This window comes from Pseudoalteromonas sp. SR44-8 (genome assembly GCF_014163635.1).
In the GTDB taxonomy this organism is placed as follows: domain Bacteria; phylum Pseudomonadota; class Gammaproteobacteria; order Enterobacterales; family Alteromonadaceae; genus Pseudoalteromonas; species Pseudoalteromonas rhizosphaerae.
Map to the genome: position 1 here is coordinate 46,434 of NZ_JACJDS010000027.1, position 22,804 is coordinate 69,237.

A 22,804-nucleotide genomic window follows, 5' to 3' on the forward strand; every position below is an offset into this window, starting at 1 on the left:
TATTCGCACATAAATTTATCTATTAATAATTATCACGGTCATAAAATAGCGGTACACTGCATATTAAACATAAGCATATCGTAACGTATTTGTTTATTTTCTGATTACTAATAAGGTAGTAATACAATGAAGCCTATTTTAATTTTTCTGTTATTAGCATTGCTCATTTATAGCTCTTTTAGCCACGCTAAAGACGATAAAAACTCTGCAAGTAATACCGTAGTACTTGTTTCTCTTGATGGATTCCGCTGGGATTACATCGAAAAACACGGTGCTAAAAATTTAGCCGCAATAGCTAAATCGGGGGTTCGCGCAACTAAAATGCGCCCGGTATATCCAACTAAAACGTTTCCTAATCATATATCTATCATTACTGGTTTATTGCCAATTAATCATGGCGTAGTAGATAACCGCTTTTGCGATACACAAAGAAATGAATGCTATAGCATGGGAAAAGGGAAAGACGACAGCACATGGTTCAATGGCATTCCACTGTGGAATTTGGCGTCGATGCAGGGATTAAAATCAGCCGCTTATTTTTGGCCAGAATCGGATGCGCGATTTAATGGCATGCTGCCGGATTACTTTTACCATTATTCAAAACACAGTGATTATCAAAATCGTGTTGATCAAATTATTCAATGGCTAACATTGCCAGCAGCGCAGCGTCCGCAATTAGTTGTTAGTTATTTTTCACTGGTAGATAGTATGGGCCATGAATATGGGCCTGATGCTGAGCAAACCAAGCAAGCGGTAAAAGAAGTAGATGTATTAATGGGGCAATTACAGCAACGCCTCAATGAACTAGAGCAAAATGTTAACTTAGTGATTGTCTCCGATCATGGTATGAGTACGGTTGAGCCAAACCAAAGTATTGCTATCAGCAGCTTACCGAAAGACGACAAGTTTATGGTTAAAAATACCGGACCGAGAGTATTGATCTATGCTAATAAGGGCACTACAAAAGCTGAGATCACAGCATATAAACAACACTTAACGAAAGCAGCAAAAGGGCGCTATACCGTACTAAGTGATGAACAACGTAAGCTTTATCACTATGCTAACAATGGCCGAACTGGTGATATTATTTTACAAACCACAGCACCAAGAAGTTTTGCTGATACCGGTAAAGTAAGCTATTTAGGTACCCATGGCTATGCTTATAGCGAAGATATGGCGGCAACCTTTATTGCCAATGGCCCAGCATTTAAAAATTCATTAGTAATCGATGAAGTAAATAACTTAGATGTTTACCCACTTATTGCCAAAGTACTGGGAATTAAAGTACTCAATGCAATCGATGGCGATGGCGCAACACTTTGGCCTGCTTTAAATTAAATAATAAAAAGAGCGCTAATGCGCTCAAAAGGGAAAAACTGTTCACTAAAAATAAACGCTATTTAAAGTTAGCAATACTGTCTTTAGTGGCATTTACTGTACGCCATGCAAACGATTCACCAGTTACACCGTAAGGAACACCATTAACACTCCAGTTCGGGTTAGAAAAATAATCATACTGCGTGGCACTACCAAATACATGAGGGTACGCCATAATACTGGCAAACTGATTTTGTACGCCATGGCCCATACCATCAACATAAACACCACCTGATGTATCACCTTGCTTACGAGAGTGTGCTAAGCCTTGATTGTGGCCTAATTCATGTACAAAGGTTGTTGCTCCACAATCTACCGCTGTAATACTGTACATACTGTTACTTACTGAGCTATATAAATTACCATTACTGCCATTGCCAACCCACGCAATACCACACGAAATTAGGTTACTGCCAGCACTTTGACCAGTACCAAGCACCGCAACCATATCTGCCCCCCAACTATTGCGTAAACCTTGAATATAACTACTGTTAGTGACTGAATTTAGCCAGCTGCTAGAAGGTGTAATTGCATGATTACCTAAGTTTTCGCTGCCTACTAAACGCAGTGAAATATCAATACCATTTTGGCTATAAACCTGATTACTAAAAGCAATATACTGGTTAATTTTAGTATTAATGTTTGCCGTGGCGGCCGCCGCTTGATCTGTATATAAAATCGCAATATCAATAGTCGCGGCGTGGCTAGTTGCAGTCATACCTAATGCACATAATGCAGCTAAAGTAGTTAGTCGTTTATTCATAGTAGTTCCTTGTCAGGTTGTGTTGTATTACTGTGTTAAAGTCTGCTCTGAAAAATTTCTATAAGTTATTACCTTCTGCTTTTGGTGCAAACGGATCCTCACCATTGCTTGGCTCTAATGTGGGTTGATTAGTGACTTGATGTTCCATGTGGTTTTTATAAAGATCTCGCTTTGCCGCAAGCCAACCATATTGCCCTTTACCTTCAAATACATAATTACCGCTTGGTGCAGTTAATTGGCCATATATAGCGTCTGCGCCAATAGTCATCACGGTGGTGTGAAATCGCCCATCAGCACCAAGCACTCGGCCAAAAATACTTTTATCACCATTGCTAGCAGCAATTACATTGGTAACCTCTGCGCTAAAGGTTTCAGCGGTTTGTGGAATAGCTAGATCAAAATTATCGCCTTGCTTGAGCTTTCTGAGCGCAACTAAGTCAAATTCTATATAAACCTCATTATGTAAATCTGTAGGCAAAAATCCTGAGGCTTTGAGAATCTGCTCTGCTTTCTCTGAGAGTCGATTAATAGCATCAAATTCATCATGTGTTTGATTTACAGCTACTTTAGGTTTAGCTAAAACTCTTGGTAACGATATATCTGGTGATGTTTTAGCCCCTAACTTAGGCGCTATAGTCGATAACTGAACGTCACTCGTAGGAACCGAATGGGTTACATTGCTTTCTTTGTAGATAACGAACTCATATAGCAAAAAAGCACTGATCGGAACGATAACAATAAATGCAATAGCCCTTTTCATTTGTCTCTCTTTTAGATCTAAAGGTTAATATATTGTTATTTTTACATCAGAGTAAATTAAATCGCAAGCATAAATTTGTTACCGAAAACAAAAACGAAACTTTCAATATTTATCATATTAATCTTACAGTTAATAAATTAAATATATTAAAGTTATGAATGAATAACTTTAATACTAAAAATACAACGCGTTAAGTTAACATTAACTTATCAATTATACCTTTTGTAGTTACATACTTTATTGCAATAAAAAAACACCTACTATTGATTAACCAAAATGAGATATGAAAAATAATATTATCGTGACGATAAAATTTATTTGTTTTACTGCACATCAGATGAACCTCATACTCCGCGTCTTTTGCCGCAGACTCTCATCATCATAAGTGACTGTGAACGTCTATAACGTAGTGAGCCTATTTTTTCTGTGAGCTGCGGATCAATACTCAAGAGGAAATACCATGCGTGGCTGGATCATTTATAAAGACAGTGCTGGATTACTAAAACAAGAGACCTACGAAGTAGAGCGTTTACTGGCCGCAGCAAAAGAAGAAGGTATCGATTTACAAGTTTTCTCTCCCGATCAATTTGATTTAACTATCACCCGCGAAGATGGCAAAAGCATTCTAATTGACGGTGTAACCACAACTTTGCCTGACTTTGTTATTCCTCGCATGGGCGCCAGCACCACCTATTTTGCACTAGCAATTATTCGCCATCTCGAGCGACTAGGGGTGTACTGCGTTAATAGCTCACAATCAATTGAGACGGTAAAAGATAAACTGTTTGCACAGCAAATTTTAGCTGAGCGTAACTTACCTACACCAAATACTATGCTGGTAAAATTTCCAGTAAATATCGACTTAGTAGATAGGCAAATAGGCTTTCCAGTGGTGATTAAAACACTTTCAGGCTCGCAGGGCAGTGGCGTATTTTTATCAAAGTCAAAAAGCGAATTTGACGATTTAATGCAATTAATTGAAGCCGCCAACCCGCAAGCTAATATCATCTTGCAACAGTTTGTTAAATCTAGCCATGGTCGTGATTTGCGAGTACTCACTATTGGTGGCCGTGCTGTCGCATGTATGGAGCGAAACTCTGGCGGTAAAAACTTTAAAGCGAACGTGAGTGCAGGTGGCACTGGTAAACCGCACCCAATTACTCCAGAGATTGAATGGTTAGCTACACAAACAGCTAATGTACTCAATTTAGACGTTGCTGGTATTGATTTATTATTTGATGATAATCACTTTAAAATTTGCGAAGCAAATTCAAGCCCTGGATTTGAAGGCTTAGAAGCTGCACTGGGGATCAATGTGGCTCGTGAAATCTTGCATTTTATTCGCATTCGCTTGGGTATTTTTGACCGCCCAGAGAATTTAAGCTTAGCCTTGGATGAAGACAGTAAAGCAGCGATGGAACAGCCTACTCCAAGCCCCATATTAAGCGCTGTAGTACAGTAAAATTTTAGTCGTAAATAACGACTATTGCTTTGTATACTAAGCTGTCATTGGTGACGTGTGAAAACTGTTACACCGTCGCCATTACAAATCTAACACTTTATCACTACCTCAGAACATCAATACTTTCTCCAACCAGTAAGACCTTAGTCATAAGTAACCTCGAAAGATAAACACGCCCTAGCATCAAAGTAATATTTGTGTATAAATAGAACGATTGAATTCAACGATTTAGGAACCACATGCAACTCTCAAATCAACTATTAAACCGTTTAACTGCGGGCTTAGTTGCGGTGATCATCGGTTTTACCAGCTCTATCGCACTTATTTACCAAGTCGTTATTGTGCTAGGTGGCACAGCGGAGCTCGTTGCAAGTTGGGTACTTATGTTAGGTCTTGCGATGGGTGTCACTTCAATTGGCTTATCGTACTACTATAAAATCCCAATTTTAATTGCCTGGTCAACAACCGGTGCCGCTTTACTCATTACCAGTGCCCAAGGTTATAGTTTAAATCAAGCTGTAGGCGCATTTATGTTCAGTGCTTTACTGGTATTTATATCAGGGATCACTGGCTGGTTTGAAAAAATAATGCAACGTATCCCGAGTCAAATTGCCTGTGCAATGCTTGGCGGTGTTTTAGTGACTTTTGGCATAGATGTATTTAACTTTATGGGTGAAAAACCATTGCTAATTGGTGCGATGGTGCTGGTTTATTTAGTCTGTAAGCGTTTAATGCCACGTTTTTCAATGCTTATGGTACTGATTGCTGGGTTTGTAATGGCTGGCGTTACAGGGCAAATAGATACCAGCAGTTGGCAATGGAAAATGAGCGAGTTTGCGTTTATCGCTCCTGAATTTAATTTACAAGCGATGATCAGCGTAGGTATTCCGCTTTATATCGTCACCATGACTTCACAAAACTTGCCAGGCATTGCAGTGTTAAAAGCACATAATTACCCTGCACCCGTCTCTGCAGCGCTCAATGTCACTGGTTTTAGTAATATCCTTATTGCCCCCTTTGGTGGCTATGCCATTAATTTAGCTGCTATTACTGCGGCAATTTGCATGAGTGAAGATGCCGACAGCGACCCTAAAAAGCGTTACTGGGCAAGTATCGCGGGCGGTGGTTTTTATATCCTGATGGCGATTGGAGCAGCGACTCTAGTGGGTTTAGTGGCAAGTTTGCCACAAGCACTTATTTTAGCCTTGGCGGGGATTGCTTTATTCACCACCATTGCCTCGAGCTTACAGCAAGCTTTGTCTGATAGTTACTACACTGAGGCGGCAATGATCACTTTTTTGGTCACCGCCTCTGATCTTACTTTATTTTCTATTGGCTCGGCATTTTGGGGGATATTGTTAGGCGCGCTGACTTTATGGTTGATCCCGCGAAAATAACACTCGTAATAAATCAGCTTAACGCATCGTTGAGTAGCGATTGTGTTAATTAGTGGTTTATAAACTCACGCCTAAAGTGATCATTATTTAAACACAGTTAGTATAACAAAGTAATAACCGCCCTAGTGCATAAGGAACTGACTAAGGCGGTTATTATATTAGTCGAAAGTATGATGACGGGTGACACTAAACCGATTAAGAATATGATGCATAATATACACCGCACATAAACTCACGATTATCGCAACCGATACAGACGAAAACCGATAAAGCGCACTGTAAACCAAGTCTTGCCCAGGTCCGAGAGACTGACCAAATAAAATTCCAAATGTGGTAATAACCCCAAATCCAACACCAGGGATACCGCCACCTAAAATATGATAACGGCTAAATATAAAAGTTAAAATCCACAAGATCAGCGCCGGAAAAATCAGAATATCGGTGTGATTATACAAAAACAGCTGCGATACTAACGCTAAATTACAACCAATTAATGTGCCAATTGCTCGTTGCCAGCCAGCCATGCCAGCGGCTTTCCAGCACAAAGGAAACAAAATTAAGATCGATGCCGCTTGTGCTGAAATTGAATCTTGTAAATCAAATACCTGAAAAATCACAAACGACAGTGTAGCAACCGTAGCGCACAACAGTACTTCGTGGCGAATACTCTCTTTTGCTTTTGTTGGCATCACCCGACCTTGGCGTGGTGCAACATCAGGAAATACAAAGTGCATTAATACCGCCGCTAACACGGTCACTACGACTGCTAAACCATTGCTGATGATCAACGGATAAATACTCGTGCCATTACCAACATAACTAGAAAAGTGCAGTTGAATAGATAAACTAACGACACTTAAAGCACCAAACAAAAAGTTAGCACCACAGCTCATTTGATAAAACAAAAATGCAAACGCTAAAAAGCACAGCAAGGTCATCGCCACTGGTAAATGAGAAAATAAACCCTGTACTATTAATACAAATAACCCACTAAATGCCGCGCTGGCAAAAAACTGACGAATGATATGTGCATTTAAAATCGGCACTAATCCTAATAACAACATAGGATAAACGGTGAAGAAAATACCATTTGGCCAATTCATCAATTTACATAAACTAAATCCCAACGCGCTGCCGCCAGCGATACGCAACGCTTGCCGAAGGCCATTCTGGTCTAGTTTTACAGGGACTGATGCAGACATAATAAAGCCTTATTAGTAAATGTAATGCAGTAAACTGATAAAGCGAATTTGCATGACACCAAACCATTGCCCAATTACTGACTCAGGCAGTAGCTGCACTGTTGCACGTGCACCACTAGGTAGTTTACTTAATAGCTGTGCTTGCTCTAAATCAATGTGAATACGTTGGCGCTGCGCATCACGAACCCAGCGATTACTGCTTTCAGTACTGCTTAATAAGCCATTAGCATTGAGCTGCCCATTACTTACGCCAGCTTCAAAAGAGCTCACTGTAGCTGCAAATACTTGGCCTGGCAGAGCATCAAACGTTACTTTTGCTTTGCTGCCCACTTTGATATTAACTAACGATTTTTCACGAAAATCAGCCACTAAATCAGCTTTATTGGCCACAATAGCTAACATCGGTTGACCTTTATTAGCAAATGTTCCGGTGCTTACTTGCAAGTTTGCGACTTTACCATCAGCATCAGCAGTCACTATGCTGTATGATAAATTGAGCTTCGCTTGTGCCAGTTGGTTTTGCGCGTGGCGTAATGCTAGGTTGTCTTCGCCTAATTGTCCACGCGCCAGTTTTGCCTCGGTTAACTGTGCTTCAATAGCTGCGACATTCGCTTGACTTGATTGATAATTAGCACTAATTGTTTCGTATTCTTGCTCCGAAATAGACCGTTTTTTCAATAACGATTCACTGCGATCAAATAACAACTGTTGCTCATGCAGCTTGGCATTTCCAGCAGCTAGCTGAGCCTTTATCGCTTTAACACTGCTATCTAAGCGCTGGTTTTGCAACTGCGCATCAGCATAAGCCAGTTGTGCTTGCTCTAGTGCTAATTTAAAAGGGGCTGCTTCTATTAAAAATAGCGCTTCACCCGCTTTAATCGCTTGATTATTATTCACCAATACTTGGTTCACGCGGCCACTTACTTGTGGCGTTACTTGTACTACAGGGTGATATACGCGCGCTTGCGGAGTAACCGGTAAAAACATATCGGCAACGACAAAGTAAGCGAACAATAAAATAAACCCAACTAATGATATTTTTACATAGCGGGCAAATTTCTGATCCGGTGTCATGAATTATTTCTCTCCAGAAAAGTGGCTAATACAACGTCGAGCATTGGCTTCCATTTGCACTAAACCATAGGCCATAGTATCAAGCTGCTGCGTTGTAAGTTCTGCATAAAGTTGTGTTTTAACTTCAGCCATAATGTCTCTAAGCGCATCTAATAATAGTAACCCTTGCTCAGTAAAATAGATTTTACGACTACGTTTATCATCGCTGTCAATGCGACGGACAATAATCGCTTGTTGCTCTAACTGTTTAACTGTTCGCGTTAGTGAAGGCATTTCAATCCCCAAACTGCTAGCCAGTTCTTGTTGTGTAACACCTTGTTTTAAATGATGGATATGGATCATCGCAGTCCAACGAGATTGTGTTAACCCTAAAGGCTCAACAGCGAGAGTAACGGCATCGCGACAGAGTCGAAAAACGCGCCCCATGCTACCGCATAAACTTAAATCTAAAGTTTCATGAAAAGGAGGTGATGAAATCATAATAGTACCTAGTTACTTAGCATGCTAACTAGTTTAACATTACTTAGCATGCTAAGTAAATATCGAAACGATTTAAAAAATAACGGCAAAGAGGGCTTTAAAAACGATTTAATATCACTGTGTTGAGCAAATTAGCGAATGATCCAATGGGGGAGGGGTTGTGAATCGAGCAATATCTGCGCATCGCGACCTTGTAGCATGGCCAGAGTTGCTAACATGCCTGCTTGTATACATTGCGGCGCAGCGACGGTAACAGAGCGCGGTGCATCAGTGATCGAACAGCCAGTGAGAGGGTTAAGAATATGGCTATAACGAATGCCGTCTTTTAATAAATAACGCTTAGCATCGCCACTGGTTGCCAGAGCGCCGCTGCGCAAAGACACCACCATAGTTTGTTGTTGTACAAAGCCCGGATGTTCAATGCCAATTTGCCAGGCTTGACCGTCACTACGCTCAGTGGTGACAGCTAAGTCGCCCCCTAAATTCACTAACGCTGCAATAGGGCTGTGTGCTTGGAGTAACTGAATGCATTTATCAACTGCATACTCTTTGCCAATCCCTCCAAAATCAAGCTCCATACCTTTAGGCAAGGTAATACTGGAATGATCAAACACAATTTTGTTGAAACCGATATTAGGCAATAATGCACTTATTTGTGCCGGAGTTGGCAGGTTGTCGGAACAATCAAAATGCCATACACGCCGTAAAATACCCGAGCTAATATCAAACAGCCCGTCGCTTAAATCAAAGCATAGCTTGGCAAAATTAAGTAAAGCATAGGTTTCGTCATCGATGGCAAGTGGCAGCCCTTGGCTTTGATTTATAGCAGAGCAAACACTTTGAGTATTGTAACGACTGTATTTCTGTTCAATACGCCACACTTCGTTTGCAACCAGCTGCCCAAGTTGCTCGCCAAGCCGCTGATCGACGCTATCGACTAACAATTCACAAGGGCTGGCCATAGCGTTAAATTTTACACTTAGTCCAGCGGCTTGCGGATGAATTGATATTGCTTGTGCAGCCACGTTAGTAACTTAACCTATAACTCGTTAGAATGAATAACTAAATTGTAGCACTACCGCATCCACACTTGGGAATAAATCAAGTGATGCCAGCGCACCAGGTTGCTCAAACCCATTATTGGTAGGCTGCTGAGTGTAATATTCAGCACGTACCGACATACTGTGGCCATTACTAAGCTTAGTACCGTATTCTAAACCCAGCGTGTAAGTATCCATTTCACCAATACGATAATCAGCACTAGCAAACTGCGGCAAAGGCGCTGCTGCATTTAAAAATGGCTGATAGAACTCTGCCGCCGATTGCTGATAGTAGCGAAAATGCGGTTCTAGGTAACTGTCGTCCCCCAGTAATAGACGCCAACGTGAATCAACCGTATGCGATGTTATCTCCCAGTCATCCCACATATAACGATATGAAAGGTCAACAATACTGTTGTCAAAATGGTATTTGGTTTGCCAATATAGGCTTTGCTTGGTACGTTCATCAGGGCGGTTCTCGTATTGATAATCTTGTGTTAAACCATCATTATTTACCACACTAAGCACTTTAAACGGATCCGTTTGGTAACCATCCACCATTGAATATGAATAGTTAAACTGCATTAGCATTCTACGGTTGATGATTTGCGTAACACCGACAAGTAAATCGGTGGTCGTTTTATCATCTTGATCTGTGCGTCGCGTACTGTTAAAAGTGTCGTCCCAAGCCGCACTTTCACTGTCACCAATTGGCATAGATGCAAATGCTTTCGGGATACCACCTTCGGGGGTAAAGGTATCGCTAAAATAACTGCCGCCCAACGACAAAGTAGTGTTCTTTTTATTAAAGTCGATGGCTAAGTTACCATTAACACCTAACGATAAATAATCATACTCTTTTGAAATATGCACGCCACCACTGACGGTATAATCCTGCGCCAAGGGTTGAGTCCACTGGGCATTAAGCTGTACACGCGTATCACGAAAGGTATCATCCAGCGGTGTTTCACCAGGCTGAATATCATACTGGCCATTGCCTGAAGGACGGGTAAATGTTTGTACATTCGGTTGTGCTACCGCGCCATTTGCTGAGGCACCCGTTAATGTATCTAAGGTTAGCCGTAAATTTAAAAAGTGCTCGTCAGCAAATTCTTTATTGGCGTTGATCATCGCCTCTGTTGCCATAACACGATCTGTTTCACCGTAATACAACACAGCGGTGTCAAACTGCCAATCTTTGTTTATTTGCGCCTCTGCAGGCGCTGTGCCTAGTAATGCGCAAGCAGCCAGCCCTAGTGCTGAAGCAATATTACTAGTTTGGTTCTTTTCGGTTTGTGAGTCGACTAGTTGCATCCGCAGCCTCCACCACCAAAGCTGCGTCCACCACTGGAGGCTTCTTTACTAAAGTAAATATGATCGTCAACCGCAGCATCTAATCCGCCACTGAGTGACATTTCATCTTTAGCTAATAGATCTCGTTGCCACGGTTCTACGCCAATACTGACACACCCAGTTGCAGATAGTATTAACATCGTTAGGAGACTATTTTTTATTAATTTTTTCATCATTACCTCTTAAGGCTGAACGGCTAATAACTGAGTTATTTCTTGCTCGTATTGCGCTTTTTTACTGTTCTTAAAGCCAATATGGCGATATTTTATTTTGCCATCACGGCCATACACATAACTACTTGGCATACCGAGTAAATCGAATTGTTTGCCTATTAGTGCATCAGGATCATAAATAATAGGAAAATCAGCAGGAGTGTGTGCTAAAAAATCAACCGCATCTTGATGCTCAACATCTAAGTTAACTGCCAACACCGTAAAGCCTTGCGATTGGTATTTTGTTTGCATTTCATTAAGCCAAGGAAAAGACTTACGACAAGGTGTACACCACGAAGCCCAAAAATCTAAAAATACCACTTGGCCTTTAAGCTCTGCTAACTTATCGGTTAGTTGTTGCTGACTGGAGATAACTGGCACAACGGTTTCTTTACTTAACACTGGCGCACTCGCCATAGCAGTAAAAAGTGCAGTCACAAGCATAAACCGTGATACAGACCGAGAAATAATCACCACTTTTTAAGCCCCTAAAAATACCTAGAAAAATAATTAGTTTAACAATAGCAGGCAATTCTTAAGAAATACTTAAGACAAGCCTAACTATAACTTTCGCTCAAAGCACACTATCTATCAGTGCAGCAGCAGGAACCTTAAACTAACCTATGAGGGAAAATTCGATTAGAAATTTAATCGGGTATTAACTTAAAAAGGGGGAATTAGCAGTTAGCTTTGATGGCCAGCAAGCTGGCCTAAGTGTAGTAACAAATGGGCGTAAACTTTAGAAATTGAGTAAGTTTGCGGGTGAGTACTGATCAGTGAGTACTTTTGTATCGCTAGGCCAGTCTTTATTATCTTTGGTCGAAATCATCCCTTCGCTCACCGCTTTGATATCAACGCGATAGGGGGCTAATAACGGGGTTAGCTTTTCTATTCGCTGTGCTAGCTGCACAGGACTTGGAAATTTATTAAAGCCAGCTAAAATAATTCGATTACTATTTTTCTCAGTCCTCACATTAATAAAGTCACCAAATACCGCTTCATAAGTGGCAGATTCATGCTCATAAAGTTTGCTTGATGAAAAGGTATTTGCCGCTACTACGCCACCATCAGCCAGTACACTTTTCACTTCCGCAAAAAACTCTTTAGTAAGTAAATGCTCAGGGATGTAATCACCATTAAATGCATCAAGAATAATCCAGTCATACTTGGCTTGTTGGATTGCTGCGCGTTTAATAAAAATACGCCCATCTTGTACTTTCGAAGTGACTTTATCGTTCTCTTTAAAAGCAAAATAATCACGCGCCACTTTTATAACTGCGGGATCAATTTCAACATTTTCAATCATGGCGTCAGGGTATAGCTCGCTGATCACATTTGATAAGGTGCCGCCGCCAAGCCCGATAATAAGTACATTTTTTGGATTGTCTATCAGTAGTAAACTGGCAAAAGTGAGTTTGGTATAATTAAACACTAGCTTTTGTGGGTTGCTTTTATATATGCAACTTTGACTGCTTTTACGGGCTTTTTCGTCAAACTTTAAACAGCGTAAATCGCCGGTCTCTTCAACTAAAATATTACGATAAAGCGACCGCTCTTGATGAATCACCTTAGCTTGGCTGCTAAACCCAATTAACAGTAAGGTCACGAGCAAATACTTAAACATTGTGTTTCTCCTTGTTAGCTAATTGATTTACGCCAATTGCCAATAAACCTAATAGCCCTAATGTCGTCGCGAAACCCAAAATAATGGTATTCACATCAAACGCTAGCACCATGTAAAACGAGGTAATAATAGTCCCTAAGGCACTGCCTAAGGTGCTGACAAAATACAAGCCGCCAGCGACTTGGCCGCTGTGCTCGCTATCGGTCACTAATAAACGCACAGAGTAAGGCGAAATCATGCCTAAAATAATAGTAGGGACAAAAAACAACGCTGTAGAGGCCAATAACGAGCCATAACGGCTGTCTTCTATGTGAGAAAAAATATACGCCATAATTGGCTGGGCAAATAATGCAATGGGCAGCACCATAATACTGGCAACTAAAAATATTAAACCGTATTTGGTTAACGAAGGCTGGCGAATTGAAAGCTTTCCTCCCAATAAATAGCCAAACGATAAGCTGAGCATAAACACAGTAATAATACTGCCCCAAATATGCACACTACTACCAAAAAAAGGCGCTAAAATTCGCCCGCCAAGTAGTTCTATTCCCATAATACTAAAGCCGCTACTAAAGGCTAAAAAATAAATTAAAGCATTGGTTTTTAAAGTCATGTAATTATCATTTTGTAACTTATTTGAAGCACTATACTAACGTGATGTAAACATAGCCGCCAGTGTAATAATTAATCGAGCCAACATAACTCACAGCTACTTTTATAAACCAAGACAGTCTCACTTTAGTTATGGGGCAACATAAAGTCAGCCATCAGAGAATAGGGATTAATTTCGCTAGCCTGCAAAAGTATTAATGCGCAAATATGATGCGTGTTGTTTAGTAACTGTTAACCCCCTTTACAGCCTTTATTAACTTTAAAACCACGACTCTTTTATATCATCTAGGCAAAGGCTCAATGAATAAGTAAAAAAGCAGTAAGGTTAAAACGCTGCACTTAAGCGCAGCGTTGATTACCTTTTAAAACTGATAACTTACGCGGGCAGAAAAGTTACGCCCGGGCTGGGTATATTGGCTAAAATCAGCCCCCTGAGATTGCCCTGCAATCAGTTCAAAGGGTACATATTTTTTATCTAGCAGGTTAATTACACCAATATTTAGCTGCCATGTTTGCCATTCATAACTTGCGTATAAATCCACAATACCGTAACCATATCCTTGCGTTGTTTTATCACCACTTGCATCTCGCACTACATCAGACTGTGATTTAGCAAAGCGCCATGCTGCGGTCCAATCAATATCGCCAAGTGCTGTTGTTAATTGTATTGAACCGTTTAATGGACTGATACTGGTTAACGGCTCGTCTGTTTCTTTGTTTTCGCCTTCAACATATGCAATATTTGCCTCAACTAAAACATTATCGCTTACATGCATCAACAAGCTCGCTTCAACACCGCTGATCTGTGTTTCACTAATATTTTGGTATTGGTAAAAAGTTTTATTTACATTCGGTATGAACGTTGGCTCAACACCTGCAATTGCAACATCAATAAAGTCATCATAAGCGGCGTAAAATGCGCTTAAAGTAACGTTGATATCATTACCAGAAAAGCGCATGCCAAGCTCATATGAGTCGCTGCTTTCGGGTGCTAAATCTGCGTTTGGTAATATTTGATAAAATGGTTCAACACCATGGCTTTGATACGCTTGATCATGCGGGGGAATTTTAAAACCACTTACATATTGCCCATACCAAGATAAATTATCATTAACTTGATAAATCATCCCAAGTTTTGGTGAAAACGCAGATTCGGTAATGTCATCAAGCTCAGCATCGCTATAGAGCTCATCATCTTTAGCTGCTAATGAATAATAATCAAAGCGTACACCTGCAATCAAAGACCACGCGCTATTTGCAAATTTAATATTGTCTTGCATAAAAACGCCCACTAAAGAGGTATCAGCGCCAGGAAAAGCTTTTTGTTTTTGATCTGTAAAATCGACTGTTCCATCAGCCAATAAGCGTGTTTTATAACGTGGACGTGTTGTATCGTATATATCTACGTCAGCACCATAAACAAAGTTGTGGGTCGCATCTTGTAAGGCTATTTTTTTATTAAATACAGCCCTTAACCCTAAAATATCTTGTTCAAAGCCATAGTCGTTGTAATCGATATGCGCTGCTGTAGCACTAATTTGATCACTTTGCTGCTCATAACGACTAAACGATACTTGCCAATGCCATTGATCAAACGCTGCTGTGGCCGCTTTTGAGTCGTAATCCAGCGCTAGCGACCAATTAGTATTTTCGTCTTTAGTTTCTTGGCTCGCTTTGGTGATTACTTGTTCAGTAGTTTGATTAAAATAATCTAAGGTGTATTTTAACGTGCGCTTTTCATCAAGTTGCTGCTCTAGTTTAACCAATAACGAATCTGATTTAGCATCATAACCAGGTAGGTTTTCAGTAAAGTTTTGTACTTCTTCGCTATCTCGGTGGCTATAAACGGCACTAACACCTAAATCTCCCAAATCTTTAGCCGCAGTAATATCTACCGACATTTGATTACTCTGACCTTGATATCCAAGCGCCACTTGAGCAAAACTATTTTCGTTTAATAAATAATCGCTCGGATCTTTAGTGGTGATAACCACAATACCACCCAGTGCATCTGAACCATACAATGAAGACGCGGCTCCCTTGGCGACTTCAACTTGCTTTATCCCAGCGACATCAAAATAGCTACGACCAACCAAATAGCCGTCTCCGCCAGCATAACCATCGTTAGTTCGACGGCCATCTTTAATAAACACCACGCGGTTACCACCGACTCCTCTAATTGAAAGCGTTTGAGCCGCAGAGCCACTGCCCGTGCTTGATATACTGGGGTCATAACGAAACATTGTTTGTAAATCAACAGCCAATTTACGTTCTATGTCTTGCTCTGTAATCACAGTTACAGAGCCTGTTACGTCTTCAAGTTTTTGTTCAAACCGAGAACCGCTGACAACAATATGCTCACCAATTATCTCCTCGGCAATGGCAGAGCCCGAACCAAGTAGTAACGTTGCTAAAGCAGTAAGTTGAAAAGAAGGAAAATTCACATTAACTCCAAATGATAATTGTTGTTATTTAGTAGGGGAGGGATGTTACAACTAACTAAAAACAAGATCAATTATTTATGATAATCATTTTTATTTGCATTTAGTTGGGTATAATAATCGAAAATAATGATTGGAGTTTTTTTATGAGATACCTTTTTATATTGATTTTATTGACTGTTCCCCCCCTAAGCGCGCAGGAGCGTATAGTGAGTGCTGGCGGTACATTAACTGAAATTATTTTTGCCTTAGATAAGCAAGATACCCTTGTCGCGGTGGATCAATCGAGCCTATATCCAAAACAAGCGACACAGCTCGATCAAATTGGTTATTACCGTGATTTAGCCGCAGAAGGTGTACTTTCGGTGCGCCCAACTAAACTCTTAGCACTTGAAGGAGCAGGACGAGCTCAAGCGCTTGCACAAATAGAAGCCACTGGTGTAGAGCTTATCCACTATAAAAAACCCAACTCAATTAATGACTTACTAAATCTTGTTAAACGCCTTGGTAAAGACTTAAATGCGAACGACAAAGCCCAAGTCCTCGTAGCCCAAATAAAAAATTCATTACCTCCAAAAGCGAGCATCGAAACACACAGCGCTTTATTTTTACTCTCAGCTAATGAGCGCGGGCTTGTTGCTGCGGGCACTGACACGGTTGCTGACTTATTACTTGATTATGCTGGAGTCACTAATTTAGGCGCTACGCACAAAGGTTTTAAAGTAATAAATAACGAAGTACTTGCCGTAAAACAGCCCGATTTTTTAATCGCACCAGCCCATGTTGTTTATAGCCTTGGCGGTAAAGAGGCTTTTTGTAATCAACCAACACTGCGCTTATTAACAGCTGCAAAGCAGTGCCGATTATTGGTGATGGATAGCCTGCTATCACTGGGAATGTCGCCGCGCATAGCCACGGGTATTAAAGAATTAAGCGACTATAAAGCTACCTTATGAACACATTAACTTTGAGCCGTTTTAAGCCTGTTTCTATAACTGCAAACCAAAAGTGGATGCTGCTAATTACTGTGTGTATTTTTGCTCTAGCACTACTGAGCATAGGATATGGCCCCGCAGGCTGGGATTGGCGTTTAGCCATCGCATGGATTGCCCCAGAGTATTTTAATCAATTTGATGCGCTGCAAATCAATGTGGTCACGCAAATACGTCTACCTCGATTTGTACTAGCTGTATTGGTTGGCTTAGTGCTTGCCCAAACTGGCGCTGCAACGCAAGCTTTGTGTCGTAATCCTTTGGCTGATCCATCAATTATTGGTATTAGCGCAGGCGCAGCCATGGTCGCGGTCGCCTTTATAGCATTTAGCGCCCAGTTTAATTTTAATGCTCAATACTATTTACCTTATGCCGCATTTTTAGGAGCATTGTTAGTGACCTCTTTAGTGTATTTAATTGCTAAGCAGCATAGGCAGGTCAATATAACCACACTAATTTTAGTGGGGGTTGCGATCAATTCTTTATCCTTTGCTGTTATTGGCTTATTAAGCTATTTCGCTGACGATAGTGCGCTTAGATTAATTAACTACTGGACGATGGGCTCATTAGGTGGTGCCAATTGGGATGCCATAACTCAAGCAACACCATTATTGCTACTGAGTATTCTTGGTCTGTGGCGACTCAAAGAACCGATGAACTTACTATTGATTGGCGAGTCTCAAGCACAGTATTTAGGTGTCAACACAGACAAGCTTAAACTGTATGTAATTATACTCGTGGCATTAGGTGTTGGTGCCGTTGTAGCCCTTACTGGCTTGATAGGTTTTGTTGGCTTAGTTGTGCCACACATTGCCCGTTTAATGGTTGGCCCGCATTTACGTAAAATGTTACCGCTGTGCATGTTATTAGGCGTTGTTGTGCTGCTGCTTTCTGACTGGTTAGCACGTTTAGTTGTTATGCCTGCAGAGTTACCCATTGGTATTATTACCGCGCTACTTGGCGCACCTTTGTTTATTTATCTGATCATTAAAACTAAGCGAGGGTAATGATGATTACTTTTAATAACCTAAGTGTTGGTTTTGGCAATCACAGTGTTTTAAAAAACATAAGTGGGCACATTGCAAAAGCTCAACTAGTAGCACTGATAGGCGAAAATGGCGCAGGAAAATCAACACTGCTGCATGCTTTAGCCGGGCATTATGACTTTAAAGGCGAAGTACGGTTTAACAATTATCCTCTGAGTACATTGTCTCAAGCACACTTAGCCACTCAACGAGCAGTAATGATGCAAAGCAATCTTGTTGGCTTTGATTTTAGTGTATTTGAGCTCATTGCAATGGGACGCTACCCCTATGCCGAGTCTCTTAAAATGCAAGCTGAAAAAGTCCACAAGTATGCCGCACTCATGGACTTAACCCAGTACTTATCCCGCCGTGTCAGTAAGCTTTCAGGCGGTGAGCAACAGCGCGTTCATATGGCGCGTACTTTGGCTCAATTAGATGCTTTTTCTACTCATACCAAGCCTAAATTGATGCTGCTTGATGAACCTACATCAGCACTAGATATGCGCCATCAACATGCTCTATTGAGTTGTGTTAAAGCATTTGTAGAGCAGGGTAACAGTGCCATTATAGCTATTCACGATTTAAATTTGGCCAGCCTTTACGCAACCGACGCTATTTTATTACACGATCAAAAAGTACTCGATAGCGGGCCAATAAACACAGTACTTACAGAATCTAATTTACAACAAATGTACGCCATGAAACTGCATGTTAATTCTCATCCATATAACAATGCACCCATGGTTTTTTCTCAACGTCAGGAGTTTTCATGAGAGAGCAAGCATTAAGCGATGCACAAAAGCTGGTTTTTAAAACCCATGCTGGTGTTATGTCGACTATTTCTTACAACTTAAGAGGTTATCCGTTTGGTTCGGTAACCCCTTATATGTGTGATGAGCAAGGCCGCATCTACTTTTTTATTAGCGATATAGCCCAACACACTAAAAACTTAAAGCACGATTCTCGTATGAGCTTAACTATTTTTGATGCCGCTGACCGTGGCGACCAAAACGAGCATGGCCGAGTCACATTGGTGGGCGATGGTTGTGAAGTTGCAGGCCCTCAGGCCGAAATACTGCTTAACAAATACATAGCGTTATACCCAGAAGCTGACAGTTATCGGAACGCCCACGACTTTAAATTATGGCAATTAGATGTTGTGCGAGTTCGCTTTATTGGCGGTTTTGGGAAAATATTTTGGCTTGAAAAAGATGAGTGGCAAAGCGCTGCTAAAAGCTGGGACGAAGATCAAGAACAAAGCATGATCACCCACATGAATGAAGATCATCAAAATGCAATGGCTCTAATATTAGCTCAGCATTATTGCGTATCAGATAATGCACCGGTTATGAGTGGCATACTGCCACAGGGGTTTTATATTCAAAGCCAACAACGTAATTATTTTATTAGCTTTGAAAACGTGTGCGAGACACCACAAGCAGTGCGAAAAGCGCTTGTTGCCTTAACCACAAATGCTCGCACTAGCATAGAAGAGCCAGCATAAGAAAACAGATAAATCACATGTGTGGTTATAACGCTTAGCACTACTAACCCAGTAGTGCATTTTCGATATCAGAGGCCGCAGTAACTAAGCTGCGGCTGTTACAATTTAACACTGATGCCAATTAATTTAGTATGCACCTGCGCTGTAAATAAGCTCATAACTGTGGCTGTAAATCTCGAGAATGTTACCAAACGGGTCTTCCATGTAGATCATGCGATACGGTTTTTCACCTGGGTAGTAGTAACGGGGTGCTTCCATACGCTTTTTACCGCCAGCTTCAACAATACGCTCAGCAAGGCCTTCTACATCTGGATCTTGAACACAAAAATGGAATATACCGGTTTTCCAGTATTCAAAGTTGTCAGCTGGGTTTTCTTGATTTTTAAACTCAAAAATTTCTACACCAATACGATCACCTGTTGAAAGGTGCGCTATTTTAAATTTTTCCCATTGTTCACCAAATACTTCAGTACACATTTCGCCTATTGGGCTTTTGTCTTCGGTAATTAAAGTCGGCTTCATAATGGTGTACCAACCCATTACTTTGGTGTAAAACTCAACGGCTTTTTCAACATCGGGGACCGAAATTCCAATGTGCGAAAAACTACGTGGATAGGTATGACTCATAATAATGCTCCTGTTTAACTATGCTTAGTTGATGGAGTTAGTTTACGAACCGACCTGTATTAAGTAAAATTATCATTAATCATCATTTTGAGTACGTTTTATAATGATAAATTCTACATGGTTACATACCTTTTGCACCTTGGTGGAAGTAAATCACTTTACCCAAACTGCAGAACGCCTTTATATGACCCAGTCAGGCGTAAGCCAACACATTAAAAAGTTAGAGCAGCAGGTTAATTGCGCATTGCTTGAACGCCATGGCAAACAGTTTACCCTTACCGCACAAGGGCAAGGCTTATATCAAAAAGGAAGTCAGTTACTAAAAGAGTGGCAGTTTTTAGAGCAACAACTGCATGACGACTCACCCTACAGTGGCAATATAAAGATTCAATCACCAGGCAGTTGCGGGCTTAAGTTTTATAATCAATTACTTGATTTACAAGGGCAACATAAAGCACTCACTATTGATTATCGCTTTGCCCCAAACGAAAGCGTGGAACAGGCCGTTGCTAATCACAATGCTGATATTGGTTTTTTAACTCAAGCCCCAACACTCAGCGAGGTTACCAGCCATAAAATCGGCCAAGATGCACTATTATTAATTACACCAACCGGTTACCAAACTCCAAGCTGGCAAAACTTATGCGAACTTGGCTTCATTGCTCACCCTGATGCAAAACATCATGCGCAATTATTGTTAAGCGAAAACTACGCGGAATTTGAACACCTTGATCAAATAAAGCGCTCTGGTTTTTCAAACCAAATTAATTTAATTCTTGAACCTGTCAGCCTTGGTCTAGGTTTTACTGTGCTACCGGCACATGCTGTGAGCGCATTTAGTAAACCACAGTTGATTAACGTCCATCCATTACAGCACCCGATCAGCGAATCTATTTATGTGTGTTATCACCGTAATCGGCCTTTGGCAAAACGAATGAGTAAAGTGCTCGAGGTGATCAAAGCTGGGCTGTAACTGTTTGCAAAAAAGTGAAGTCGTTGCAACAAAAGGTTTAGTCACCAACAAAAAATAAACCCTTTTTATAGCGTATTTATTAAATACTTCATGCTTTTTCTGTTAAGTTAATACTGAGTATTAATGCTAAAGGATAGTCTCAATGGAAGTAAAACAGCTAGCAAGTAAGACCTTAACCGGCTTAAAAGTAAGAACATGCAATGCCAATGAAATGAATACTGGCACAGCAAAGATAGCTGAGCTTTGGCAAAAATTTGGCGAAAAATATACCTCAAAACTCACAAAAGACAGTAAAGTCTTTGGTGTTTACACTAACTACGAGAGCGATGTGACCGGTGATTTTGATGTCATTGCCTGTAGCGATGAGCAATCAATTAACCTTCGTGATTCAGTAACAGTTACAACGCACGCAGGGAGTTATTTAGTCTTTAGTGGCGAAGGCGAAATGCCCGACGCTATAATTGATTTATGGGGTGAAATTTGGCAATACTTTAGCTCAGATGATTGTCGTTACACTCGTACTTATACCAGCGACTATGAATATTATAAAACCGCAACTGAAGTAGAAATAGCGATCGCAATTGCTGAATAAATAAGGAGTCTGTCGCTGTTCAAATGAGCGCTGAGTTCCTTTTTTTCGTAGGGGGGGAGTGTGGGATTTCGCACTTCCCCAATTAAAAATATTATCTCATTCAACTAAATTTAATCCCACTAAAAATAAGTCTACACTCCATACCTAGATCACTTTAACAAAGCGAATGCAGAGACGGTAAGCATGGCTACGACTCTTCTTATTTAATCAATATATGTTCACAAAATTAACTTGGCTTTAAAAAGAAAAGTAAATAAAGCTTGTTATATGGTTTAAGTTACTGTTATCCTGCTCTGCATCGGGTTGATAGAAAGCCCTGTTTATTTGTAAGTACCACGTTGTTATTAGTAATAATCCTTCGCGCTATCCTCAGTTAAATGCTTGTTTTCTTCCTGTTAAATTGCCTAAATTAAGGCACACTTTTATTAATTCTTAGGATACTATTATGTCTAATACAACAACTGGTTCAGTAAAATGGTTTAACGAAGCTAAAGGTTTTGGTTTTATTGAACAAGAGTCAGGCCCTGACGTTTTTGCTCATTTCAGCGCAATCTCAAGCGATGGCTTTAAGACTCTAGCTGAAGGCCAACGTGTACAGTTTACTGTTACTCAAGGTCAAAAAGGCCCGCAAGCTGAAAATATCGTTAGCATCTAATTTTTAATTAATGGGTTAGTAATAACCCGTTAATGCACTATAAGTTTGAAAGAAATTCTGTTTATTTGTACGTACCACGTTGTTATTAGTAATAATTCATCGCGTTATCCTCAGTTAAATACTTGTTTTTTCAGCTAAACCGCCTGATTTTAGGCACACTTTTATTAATATCTAGGATATCTATTATGTCTACAACTACAACTGGTACAGTTAAATTTTTCAACGAAGCAAAAGGTTTTGGTTTTATCGAGCAAGAGTCAGGTCCTGACGTTTTCGCTCATTTCAGCGCTATCAGCGGTGACGGCTTCAAAACTCTAGCTGAAGGCCAACGTGTACAGTTTACTGTTACTCAAGGTCAAAAAGGCCCACAAGCTGAAAACATCGTTTGTATCTAAACGATTGTTTTAGTTAATACGTTTTAACGTATTAAAAACCCACTGATATTAATTTATCAGTGGGTTTTTTTATACCAATCGTGTTAAGTTATTGGTAGTTTATAGCGACGGATAAATAGACAGGGCAAGAGCATGAAAAAAATCTATGATTTCAATATCTTTTCAAGGTAATCTGTACTGCGCATAGCTTTTTTCTGTTTTGCGGGCATGCCTTTATTAAAGCTTGTTTCTGCTTTTAGCTGAT

At 40.4% G+C, this 22,804-nt stretch carries 24 protein-coding genes; 11 read left to right on the forward strand and 13 right to left on the reverse strand.

The window, feature by feature from the left end:
- Positions 1–126 precede the first annotated feature (126 nt).
- Positions 127–1,338, forward strand: coding sequence for an ectonucleotide pyrophosphatase/phosphodiesterase (locus H5183_RS14325; RefSeq protein WP_182731989.1), 1,212 nt, complete (start codon positions 127–129; stop codon positions 1,336–1,338).
- Between the two features lie 58 nt (positions 1,339–1,396).
- Here H5183_RS14325 and H5183_RS14330 read toward each other — a convergent pair whose 3' ends face one another.
- Together H5183_RS14330 and H5183_RS14335 are read right to left on the reverse strand one after the other, a co-directional pair.
- The gene (locus H5183_RS14330; RefSeq protein ID WP_182731990.1) at positions 1,397–2,140 is read right to left on the reverse strand and encodes a zinc-dependent metalloprotease family protein; all 744 of its coding nucleotides are present in this window, start codon (positions 2,138–2,140) and stop codon (positions 1,397–1,399) included.
- Between the two features lie 58 nt (positions 2,141–2,198).
- The gene (locus H5183_RS14335) at positions 2,199–2,900 is read right to left on the reverse strand and encodes a hypothetical protein (protein WP_145238898.1); all 702 of its coding nucleotides are present in this window, start codon (positions 2,898–2,900) and stop codon (positions 2,199–2,201) included.
- 460 nt (positions 2,901–3,360) lie between these two features.
- On the opposite strand from H5183_RS14335, the gene H5183_RS14340 reads away from it, so the two are divergent.
- Both H5183_RS14340 and H5183_RS14345 read left to right on the forward strand, forming a co-directional pair.
- Positions 3,361–4,362 carry a RimK family alpha-L-glutamate ligase gene (locus H5183_RS14340; RefSeq protein WP_145238901.1) on the forward strand — a complete coding sequence of 334 codons (1,002 nt, stop codon included), beginning with the start codon at positions 3,361–3,363 and terminating at the stop codon, positions 4,360–4,362.
- A gap of 239 nt (positions 4,363–4,601) precedes the next feature.
- Positions 4,602–5,759 (forward strand): benzoate/H(+) symporter BenE family transporter, encoded by a 1,158-nt coding sequence (locus H5183_RS14345; RefSeq protein ID WP_145238904.1) that lies wholly within the window; start codon positions 4,602–4,604, stop codon positions 5,757–5,759.
- A gap of 158 nt (positions 5,760–5,917) precedes the next feature.
- On the opposite strand, the gene H5183_RS14350 is transcribed toward H5183_RS14345, so the two are convergent.
- The 10 genes from H5183_RS14350 to H5183_RS14395 form a co-directional block, all read right to left on the reverse strand.
- Entirely contained in the window at positions 5,918–6,961 is a 1,044-nt protein-coding gene (locus tag H5183_RS14350) for a DUF2955 domain-containing protein (RefSeq protein WP_145238906.1), read from the reverse strand.
- A gap of 12 nt (positions 6,962–6,973) precedes the next feature.
- On the reverse strand, positions 6,974–8,035 hold the full coding sequence (locus tag H5183_RS14355; protein ID WP_182731991.1) for an HlyD family secretion protein: 1,062 nt from the start codon (positions 8,033–8,035) through the stop codon (positions 6,974–6,976).
- 3 nt (positions 8,036–8,038) lie between these two features.
- Complete coding sequence (locus H5183_RS14360; protein ID WP_182731992.1) at positions 8,039–8,515, reverse strand: MarR family winged helix-turn-helix transcriptional regulator; 477 nt, start codon at positions 8,513–8,515, stop codon at positions 8,039–8,041.
- Positions 8,516–8,646: 131 nt separating this feature from the next.
- Positions 8,647–9,540: an FAD:protein FMN transferase gene (locus tag H5183_RS14365; protein WP_310736584.1), complete on the reverse strand. Its 894-nt coding sequence runs from the start codon at positions 9,538–9,540 to the stop codon at positions 8,647–8,649.
- Between the two features lie 24 nt (positions 9,541–9,564).
- A complete protein-coding gene (locus tag H5183_RS14370; RefSeq protein WP_182731993.1) occupies positions 9,565–10,869 on the reverse strand; it encodes a DUF3570 domain-containing protein in 1,305 nt (434 codons plus the stop codon).
- Positions 10,860–11,081 (reverse strand): DUF4266 domain-containing protein, encoded by a 222-nt coding sequence (locus H5183_RS14375; RefSeq protein WP_182731994.1) that lies wholly within the window; start codon positions 11,079–11,081, stop codon positions 10,860–10,862. Before H5183_RS14375 ends, H5183_RS14370 begins: the two co-directional genes overlap by 10 nt.
- Positions 11,082–11,090: 9 nt before the next feature.
- Positions 11,091–11,564, reverse strand: coding sequence for a TlpA disulfide reductase family protein (locus tag H5183_RS14380; RefSeq protein ID WP_182732002.1), 474 nt, complete (start codon positions 11,562–11,564; stop codon positions 11,091–11,093).
- Positions 11,565–11,859: 295 nt separating this feature from the next.
- Entirely contained in the window at positions 11,860–12,744 is an 885-nt protein-coding gene (locus H5183_RS14385; RefSeq protein ID WP_182731995.1) for a spermidine synthase, read from the reverse strand.
- Positions 12,737–13,357, reverse strand: a complete 621-nt coding sequence (locus H5183_RS14390; RefSeq protein WP_145238924.1) for a fused MFS/spermidine synthase — start codon at positions 13,355–13,357, stop codon at positions 12,737–12,739. The genes H5183_RS14385 and H5183_RS14390 overlap by 8 nt, the downstream gene beginning before the upstream one ends.
- Positions 13,358–13,718: 361 nt before the next feature.
- Positions 13,719–15,800: a TonB-dependent hemoglobin/transferrin/lactoferrin family receptor gene (locus H5183_RS14395; RefSeq protein WP_182731996.1), complete on the reverse strand. Its 2,082-nt coding sequence runs from the start codon at positions 15,798–15,800 to the stop codon at positions 13,719–13,721.
- Between the two features lie 143 nt (positions 15,801–15,943).
- On the opposite strand from H5183_RS14395, the gene H5183_RS14400 reads away from it, so the two are divergent.
- From H5183_RS14400 to H5183_RS14415, 4 genes are read left to right on the forward strand one after another with little or no spacing between them, the layout of a single operon-like run.
- Positions 15,944–16,753 (forward strand): hemin ABC transporter substrate-binding protein, encoded by an 810-nt coding sequence (locus H5183_RS14400; protein ID WP_182731997.1) that lies wholly within the window; start codon positions 15,944–15,946, stop codon positions 16,751–16,753.
- On the forward strand, positions 16,750–17,796 hold the full coding sequence (locus H5183_RS14405; RefSeq protein WP_145238934.1) for an iron ABC transporter permease: 1,047 nt from the start codon (positions 16,750–16,752) through the stop codon (positions 17,794–17,796). The genes H5183_RS14400 and H5183_RS14405 overlap by 4 nt, the downstream gene beginning before the upstream one ends.
- Positions 17,796–18,587: a heme ABC transporter ATP-binding protein gene (locus H5183_RS14410; RefSeq protein WP_259397315.1), complete on the forward strand. Its 792-nt coding sequence runs from the start codon at positions 17,796–17,798 to the stop codon at positions 18,585–18,587. Before H5183_RS14405 ends, H5183_RS14410 begins: the two co-directional genes overlap by 1 nt.
- Entirely contained in the window at positions 18,584–19,318 is a 735-nt protein-coding gene (locus H5183_RS14415; RefSeq protein ID WP_145238936.1) for a HugZ family protein, read from the forward strand. The genes H5183_RS14410 and H5183_RS14415 overlap by 4 nt, the downstream gene beginning before the upstream one ends.
- 126 nt (positions 19,319–19,444) lie before the next feature.
- Here H5183_RS14415 and H5183_RS14420 read toward each other — a convergent pair whose 3' ends face one another.
- Positions 19,445–19,945, reverse strand: a complete 501-nt coding sequence (locus H5183_RS14420) for a lactoylglutathione lyase family protein (RefSeq protein ID WP_145238939.1) — start codon at positions 19,943–19,945, stop codon at positions 19,445–19,447.
- Between the two features lie 103 nt (positions 19,946–20,048).
- Here H5183_RS14420 and H5183_RS14425 point away from each other — a divergent pair, with 103 nt between their 5' ends.
- From H5183_RS14425 to H5183_RS14440, 4 genes are all read left to right on the forward strand, one after another.
- On the forward strand, positions 20,049–20,918 hold the full coding sequence (locus H5183_RS14425; RefSeq protein ID WP_182731998.1) for a LysR family transcriptional regulator: 870 nt from the start codon (positions 20,049–20,051) through the stop codon (positions 20,916–20,918).
- A gap of 142 nt (positions 20,919–21,060) precedes the next feature.
- Positions 21,061–21,510, forward strand: a complete 450-nt coding sequence (locus H5183_RS14430) for a GyrI-like domain-containing protein (RefSeq protein ID WP_145238947.1) — start codon at positions 21,061–21,063, stop codon at positions 21,508–21,510.
- Between the two features lie 445 nt (positions 21,511–21,955).
- Entirely contained in the window at positions 21,956–22,165 is a 210-nt protein-coding gene (locus H5183_RS14435; RefSeq protein ID WP_145238950.1) for a cold-shock protein, read from the forward strand.
- A gap of 185 nt (positions 22,166–22,350) precedes the next feature.
- Complete coding sequence (locus tag H5183_RS14440; RefSeq protein ID WP_016706518.1) at positions 22,351–22,560, forward strand: cold-shock protein; 210 nt, start codon at positions 22,351–22,353, stop codon at positions 22,558–22,560.
- Positions 22,561–22,804 lie beyond the last annotated feature (244 nt).